Here is a 762-nt window from a genome sequence, read left to right as displayed (position 1 = left end):
TATTTACGCCAAGAAGATGGGTGGTGGCTCCGTTCAACCTGGGACGGGCGAATTTAACTTCGCTGTTCGTGAAGCGTATTTGATTGAAAATGGCAAAATTACCAAGCCTTTGAAAGCGGCGACACTGATCAGCACTGGTCCTAAAGTATTGAAAGAAATCAGTATGGTCGGTAAGGACATGGCACTTGCTCCAGGTATGTGTGGTTCAGTGAGTGGCTCAGTACCTACAACAGTCGGCCAACCAACCCTTAAAGTGGACAATATTCTGGTAGGAGGCGGTAACTAATGAGCCAAGAACAACAACTTCTTAACGCGGTTGATTACGTCCTGTCAGAAGCCAAACGCCAAGGTGCGGAAGCGGACGTGATTGTGAACCGTAGCAACAGCTTTTCGCTGAAAGCAAACCAAGGCAAGCTGGATGAGTACAAAGTCAGCTCAAGCCAAGTGCTGGGTGTTCGAGTCATTAAAGATGCTCGTGTCGCGACCAGTTATTCTGAATCACTAGAGCAACCAAGTTTAGATTTGATGCTCATAAACGCGCTGCAAAGTGCTCGTTTTTCTAAGCAAGATGAACATCAAACCATCAGCTGCGTAAACAGCAAAATCACCACTGATATTGCAGAAATTGCGCAAGACGATACCACATCGGTCGATGAGAAAATTGAACTGTCACTTGCGCTTGAGCAAGGTGTTGTGGCTTTGCCTCACGCTTCAAGCTCACCATACAATGGTTATAGTGACGGCGAAACTCAGCTCATCATC

2 protein-coding genes are annotated in these 762 nt (G+C 46.6%); both read left to right on the top strand.

Translation table 11 applies throughout. The features are described 5' to 3' along the window. A partial coding sequence (locus tag R7Z47_RS24630) for a metallopeptidase TldD-related protein (protein WP_318130735.1) occupies positions 1–286 on the top strand: 286 nt, incomplete at its 5' end. After that, a partial coding sequence (locus R7Z47_RS24625) for a PmbA/TldA family metallopeptidase (RefSeq protein WP_318130734.1) occupies positions 286–762 on the top strand: 477 nt, incomplete at its 3' end. The genes R7Z47_RS24630 and R7Z47_RS24625, both read left to right, overlap by 1 nt.

This window comes from Vibrio sp. 1641 (assembly GCF_033339995.1).
Lineage (GTDB): Bacteria > Pseudomonadota > Gammaproteobacteria > Enterobacterales > Vibrionaceae > Vibrio > Vibrio alginolyticus.
Note: the sequence above shows the minus strand (reverse complement) of the source record. Positions and strands in the feature narration are given on the sequence as shown.